7 protein-coding genes, 1 pseudogene and 1 riboswitch are annotated in these 6,189 nt (G+C 69.5%); of the genes and pseudogenes, 3 read left to right on the top strand and 5 right to left on the bottom strand.

The annotated features are described in order from the left end of the window. Positions 1-143: 143 nt before the first annotated feature. The 3 genes and pseudogenes from QH470_RS08485 to QH470_RS08475 form a co-directional block, all read right to left on the bottom strand. Positions 144-590: a 6,7-dimethyl-8-ribityllumazine synthase gene (locus QH470_RS08485; protein ID WP_280271722.1), complete on the bottom strand. Its 447-nt coding sequence runs from the start codon at positions 588-590 to the stop codon at positions 144-146. A gap of 73 nt (positions 591-663) precedes the next feature. Continuing rightward, positions 664-823, bottom strand: a riboswitch (FMN riboswitch). A gap of 56 nt (positions 824-879) precedes the next feature. After that, positions 880-1,395: an OsmC family protein gene (locus QH470_RS08480; RefSeq protein WP_280271721.1), complete on the bottom strand. Its 516-nt coding sequence runs from the start codon at positions 1,393-1,395 to the stop codon at positions 880-882. A 127-nt stretch (positions 1,396-1,522) separates the two neighbouring features. After that, positions 1,523-2,227, bottom strand: a pseudogene (locus tag QH470_RS08475) (PP2C family protein-serine/threonine phosphatase); the annotation flags it as partial. 176 nt (positions 2,228-2,403) lie between these two features. Between QH470_RS08475 and QH470_RS08470 the strand changes: the two are divergent. Further along, positions 2,404-3,198, top strand: coding sequence for an E3 ubiquitin ligase family protein (locus QH470_RS08470; RefSeq protein WP_280271720.1), 795 nt, complete (start codon positions 2,404-2,406; stop codon positions 3,196-3,198). A gap of 129 nt (positions 3,199-3,327) precedes the next feature. Then, positions 3,328-4,311 (top strand): phosphatase PAP2 family protein, encoded by a 984-nt coding sequence (locus QH470_RS08465; protein ID WP_425302634.1) that lies wholly within the window; start codon positions 3,328-3,330, stop codon positions 4,309-4,311. 10 nt (positions 4,312-4,321) lie between these two features. Here the strand turns inward: QH470_RS08465 and QH470_RS08460 are convergent, their stop codons facing one another. Beyond that, entirely contained in the window at positions 4,322-4,744 is a 423-nt protein-coding gene (locus tag QH470_RS08460) for an organic hydroperoxide resistance protein (protein WP_280271719.1), read from the bottom strand. Position 4,745: 1 nt separating this feature from the next. Then, positions 4,746-5,195, bottom strand: coding sequence for a MarR family winged helix-turn-helix transcriptional regulator (locus QH470_RS08455; RefSeq protein ID WP_280271718.1), 450 nt, complete (start codon positions 5,193-5,195; stop codon positions 4,746-4,748). Between the two features lie 121 nt (positions 5,196-5,316). Between QH470_RS08455 and QH470_RS08450 the strand changes: the two genes are divergently transcribed. Further along, positions 5,317-6,189, top strand: a complete 873-nt coding sequence (locus QH470_RS08450) for an LLM class F420-dependent oxidoreductase (protein ID WP_280271717.1) — start codon at positions 5,317-5,319, stop codon at positions 6,187-6,189.

Genomic DNA, 6,189 nt, shown 5'->3' with positions numbered 1-6,189 from the left:
CCGCGGGGGGGCGGCCCCCGGCCTAAAACCTCCCCCCACAAACACCCCCCCCCCCCCCCCCCCCCCCCCCCCCCCCCCGGGCCCGCCCCCCCCCCCCCCCCCCCCCGCGTTCGTGATTCGGAAACGAAGTTCGCGTATCGCCCTCAGGCCGGGACGGCGTCCAGACTCAAGGTGGCGGCGATGGCGTTGGCCAGTTCCTCGCCCTTGACCTCGAAGTGCCGGGCGAAATAACCCACATGCTCGGCGTGCTCGTGGAAATGGTGCGGGGTGAGCACCGCGGAGAACACCGGCACATCAGTGTCGAGCTGTATTCGCATGAGCGCGTCGACCACGGTCGCGGCGACGAAATCGTGCCGATAGATGCCGCCGTCGACCACCAGCGCGCACCCCGCGACGGCGGCATAGCGGCCACTGGCGGCCAAACGCTTGGCGCGCAACGGGATTTCGAACGCGCCGGGTACCTCGATCACCTCGACATCGGCGAATCCGCGCTCGGCCAGACCGGCGCGGCAGGCCGCCACGGCCCGGTCGACGATGTCGGCGTGCCAGCGGGCGGCGACGAGTGCGATGCGGTGGGAAGCGGGTGACATGGATTCCTCCTGTTCGCGATGTCACCCAGGGCATGGCAACGCGAACAGGAAACACCCGATGGGCGCTCCGAGGCCGCGTTCTCTTTCATCCGGACTGTGACCGTCGGCTCCGGGATCGCACCGGAATCTGCTCGTCCCACGGCAGCCGCCGTGGCGCTCGCGGGCTCGTGCATCCGGACCGTCCGAATGCCATCACCGCCGGTGGGGAATTTCGCCCCGCCCTGAGAACGTGTACGCGCGGACAGTAACAAGCCGGTCGAAGTCCGCGCAACAAACGCCGGACCGGCGGCTACGACGTCACCAGCGTGGTCTGGACCGGGGTCCTGCCGGTGGTGAGATCCAGCACGGGGCAGTGGGCGTCGACGGCGCGCTGCAATTCCTCGTAGCGTTCCGCGGGCTCGGGCCCACTCACCCGCACCGTCACCCGGACGGACCGGAAGCCCGGCCGGACACCGTCGTCCAGTCCGAAGAAACCGCGGACGTCGAGATCGCCCTCGGCATCGACGGACAGGTCGTCCACCGCGATCCCGAGCTGCTGGGCCCAGAACCGGTAGGTCACCACCTGACACGCGATCAGCGACGACAGGTACACCTCGACCGGATTGGGCGCGGTGTCGGCGCCGCCGAGCGCGGGCGGCTCGTCCACGCGCACGGTGTGCTTGCCGAGCCGGATCGCGCTGCCCACCGTGCCTTCGGGCGTTCCGGCGGCACGGAACACCACGAGCGCCTGCGCCGGATCGGCGGCCACCGCGGTGGCGGTGGCGTCGACGATGTCGTTGAGCGGCGTCTCCGTATCGGCTGTCATATCGGTGATGCTAGGAGCCCGCCCGGTCGCGGACGATGGTTGCGCTCGCCGTGAACTCAACGGTGGAAACCGTTGCGGCAGCACCGCGCCCACGGCGGCCGGCTCACTGTGGCGCGGGCGGGCTTTCGATGTCGGCGACGACGACGGTGACGTTGTCGGAGCCGCCCGCGGCGAGCGCGAGGCCGATCAGCCGGTCCGCGCACTCGTCGACGCCGGCGAACTCGCGCAGGGTCTCGGCCAGGGTCGGGTCCTCGACGAGGTCGGTCAGGCCGTCGGAGCACAGCAGGTAGCGGTCGCCGATCGGCGCCTCGTGGAAGGTCAGGGTGGGGGCGATGTCGGCGCCGGTCGCCGCCTGCAGGATCACCGACCGCCGGGGGTGCGACGCCGCCTCGGCGCTCGTCAAGTGGCCGGCGTCGACCAGCGACTGCACGAAGGTGTCGTCACGGGTCATCCGGGACAACTCGCCGCCGCGTAGTCGGTAGCCGCGCGAATCGCCCAGGTGCACCAGGCCGAAACCATTGTCGCCGAACAGCATCGCCGTCACCGTCGTGCCCATGCCCTCGAGCTCCGCCGTCGCGGCGGCGCGTTCGCCGATCGACGCGTTGCCGGCGTGAACGGCCGCGTCCAGCGCCGCCACCGGATCGGCGTGCGCCTGCTCGTCCAGCGGGGTCAGGGCCGCGACCATCAACGCCGAGGCCACCTCCCCGCCCGCATGCCCGCCCATGCCGTCGGCCAGCGCCAGCAGCCGCGCCCCGGCATACACCGAATCCTCGTTACCGGTCCGGACCAGACCACGGTCGCTGCGCGCCGCAGCACGCACCACGAAACTCACCACCCGACCACAATGTCAGAACAACCGTCGGTCCGCCGCAGCGACGCCGCGGTTTCGCCCGTCCGATTCGATCCCGGCCGTCTGGAGCGGGCGGTCGGATTGCCTATACTGCGGTCGGCACGCAACGATTCCCGCTACGCCGGCAGGCGGCTCGGGGCCCTGGAGGACGAGTCTCGATGTGGTGGTTCATCGCTACGGCCGCCCTGCTCGCCGCGGCCGGGGCGGGCATGTTCCAGTTGCATCGCACCCGGGGGCGACTGGTGGCGATGACCGCGGCCGATCGGCTGTCGATCCCCGAATTGGAGCAGTTCCGCGAGGTTTCCGACGAACTGGGAGCCCGCGGCGGCTTCCGGCGGATCAGCGAGGTCGCGGGCGCGGCGCATCCGCACCCCGACGGCCCGTTGCAGGCCGAACTCTCGCGCGCCGAGTGTGTCTGGTATCGCTACCGGGTCGAACGGCACTACGAGGAATTCCGGTACCGCGACGGGAAACGAGAACGCAAGCGCCGCACCGAGAAGGTCGCCGAACACACGTCGTGGCAGGGCTTCGCGGTGATCGACGACGAGGGCCGCACCCTCGGCGTGGACCCCAACGGCACCGAGCCCGATCACGCCGTCAAGACCGTGGACCGCTTCGAGCCACACCGCGACGGCAATTCCGCCGACCTGCTCGGCGGGATTCTGGACCGGGTACTCGGCGGCGGCGACGGCACGATCGGCTACAAATACACCGAATGGATCATCCCGGTCGGGCAGCGGCTCTACGTGCTCGGCGAGGTGCACGACCGGATCGGCCCGCTGGTGATCGGGAAACCGAGCGGGAACGGGCATTTCGTCATCTCCACTCGCACCGAGCAGCAACTGCGGGACGAGGCGGCCACCCATCACGCCCGGTGGCGAATCGTGGTCCTGGCGGGGGCGCTGCTGGGCCTCGTCACTCTGGTCGCGGGAATCGTCGACATCGTGATCTGAACACGCGTCCGCGCCGGGCCGCGATCTTCGCCCCGGAAACGGCATTCGCGACACCCGGATGACTTCCACTTAGCGGCGCACCGCGGGGATGCTTCCGGATGACATGAACGCAAGTGGAACACTGGCTGAATGGTCGAGTCGCCCACGCAGTCTCACGCTCGGGTGGAGGAGAGCCACCGGCCCCACCCCGTGCTGCGCAACGTGGTCCGGTACGGATACCTGATGGCGTTGCTCGGCGCCGTGCTCACCGGTCTGATTCCGGGTAGCCGCCTCACCGAGGCCGCGTGGATTCTCACCGGCATCGCGGCGTTCCGGATCGACCGGCCCTGGCGCGAACACCTGCGCATGCTCGTGGACTGGCTGCCGCTGATCGGTGCGCTGCTGGTATACGACTACACCCGCGACATCGCCGACAAGCTCGGAATGCCGCTGTGGATGGACGAACTCGTCACCGCCGACCGGTGGATGTTCCACGGGACCGTCCCCACCGTCTGGCTGCAGGAGCATCTGGCGGGCGACGGGCAGCCCTGGTGGACGCCGGTCGTGGGCATCGTCTACACCACCCACTTCATCGTCCCGTGGCTGGTGGCGGGGATCTTCTACCTGTACTCGCGCCCGCTGTGGACGCGCTACATGCGCCGGATCCTGCTGCTGTCGTACCTCGCGCTGATCACCTACATCCTCGTGCCCGCCGCGCCGCCGTGGCATGCCTCCCGCGAGGGCGCGATCCCCGAGGAGGTGCGCCGCATCTCCGGTTTCGGTCTGGGCGTGGTGTCGCCCGATATCAGCGCGCAATGGCTGGAGTCGCACGGCAATTTCGTCGCCGCGCTGCCGTCGCTGCACGCGGGATTCGCTCTCCTGGTCACCGTGACCCTGTGGCCGCTGGCGCGCAGGTGGTGGCTGCGTATCCCGATCGCGGCGTTCCCGGCGGCCATGGCCTTCACCCTGGTCTACGGCGGCGAGCACTACGTCTTCGACATCCTGCTCGGCTTCGCCTATGTCGTGGTGACCATCGCGCTGGCACGGCTGTGGGAACGCCGCCGGCCGATTCCGGAGGCACCGAAAGCGGTGCGGCCGGAACCGGCCGGGGTCGGCAGCGCGCCGGGAGCCTGACGGAAAGTGCTCAGTCCTCGGCGACCAGGACGGTCACGTCGATATTGCCGCGTGTGGCGTTGGAGTACGGGCAGACCTGATGCGCGCGGTCGGCGAGTTGCTGCGCGTCGTCGCGGGACAGGTGCGGGAGGGTGACCTCGAGGGTGACCTCCAACTGGAAGCCGCCCGCGTCGTTCGGGCCGATGCCGACCTTGGCACCGACGGCGGAGTCGTCGATGTTCGCCCCGGCCTGCTTGCCGACCAGCCGCAGCGCGGAGTGGAAGCAGGCGGCGTAACCGGCCGCGAACAACTGCTCGGGATTGGCGCCCTCGCCGTCGCCGCCCATCGACTTCGGGGTCGACAGATTCACGTCCACCTTGCCGTCGGTGCTGCGGGCGTGCCCGTTGCGGCCGTCGCCGTTGGCCAGCGCTTCGGCGGTGTAGAGCGTCTTCATCTCAGTTCTCCTTCGAGTGGGTGTGTTCGGTCAGTGCCGCTGTCAGCCGGCGCAGCGTGTCGCGCAGCGCCTCGATCTCCTCGATCGGCATCCCGATCGCCTCGGCCATCTCCGCGGGGATGCCGCAGGCCTGTTCGCGCAGCGCGCGCCCACGGCCGGTGAGCCGGATCTCGACCCGGCGCTCATCGGCCGCCGAGCGCGTCCGCTCCACCAGCCCGCTCGCCTGCAACCGCTTGAGCAGCGGCGACAGCGTGCCGGAGTCCAAGGCCAGCTCCGCGCACAACTCGCCGACGCTGCGGCCGTCGCGCTCCCACAACACCAGCATCACCAGGTACTGCGGGTAGGTCAGGCCGAGCGCCTCCAGCTTCGGGCGGTACACCGCCGTCATCGCTCGCGAGGCGGCGTAGAGCGGGAAGCACACCTGCCGATCGAGCGCCAACGGATTGGTCATGCCCAACACTCTAGTCCGCAATTAAATTGTGCACAACTAAAATTGTCGCGCTTGACCTGGAGTTCCCTCCAGGTCGTAGCGTGCTCGAAGACAGTTGTCGGAACAACACCGGGAGAACCCGATGGAACTCGGTTTCCACGTACCGATCTTCGATATCGACGGCGGCACCACGGCCATCGCCGGAGAACTGGCCAGGGTGGGCGCGGCGGCGGAAGCCTCCGGCGCGACCTGGCTGTCGTTCATGGACCACTACTTCCAGATCGAGCCGACCGGACTGCCGGCGGAGTCGAACATGCTGGAGGGCTACACCACGCTCGGCTACCTGGCCGCGCACACCTCGACCATCGACCTCGGGCTACTGGTGACGGGCGTGACCTACCGGCATCCCGGACTGCTCGCCAAGATCGTCACCACCCTGGACGTGCTCTCCGGCGGCCGGGCAGTGCTGGGCATCGGGGCCGCCTGGTTCGATCGCGAGCACCACGGGCTCGGCGTGCCGTTCCCGACGGTCGCGGAGCGCTTCGAGCGGCTCGAGGAGACGCTGCGGATCTGCGCGCAGATGTGGGACCCGGACGACAACGGCCCGTTCGACGGCAAGTACTACCAGCTGGCCGAAACCCTGTGCGCGCCACAGCCGATCAATCGCCCCAGGGTGCTGATCGGGGGCGGCGGCGAACGCAAGACGCTGCGGCTGGTCGCCCGGTACGGCGACGCCTGCAATCTGTTCGCCACCGACCCGGCGGACGTGCGGCACAAGCTCGACGTCCTGCGGCGGCATTGCGACGAGGCGGGCCGCGACTACGACACCATCCGCAAGACCGTGATCGCCAACAATCCGCGGCCCACCCTCGCCACTCGCGACGAATTCGTCCGTGCCATGGGCGATTACGCGAAGCTCGGCATCGACGCCGTCATCGTCATGCCGACCACCGGGTCGCCCGCCGCCTGGATCGACAGCATGGCGCCGGCGGTCGCGCAACTCGCCGAATTGTGA

The sequence above is a fragment of the Nocardia wallacei genome (assembly GCF_029868745.1).
Classification (GTDB): Bacteria; Actinomycetota; Actinomycetes; order Mycobacteriales; family Mycobacteriaceae; genus Nocardia; species Nocardia wallacei_B.
Note: the sequence above shows the minus strand (reverse complement) of the source record. Positions and strands in the feature narration are given on the sequence as shown.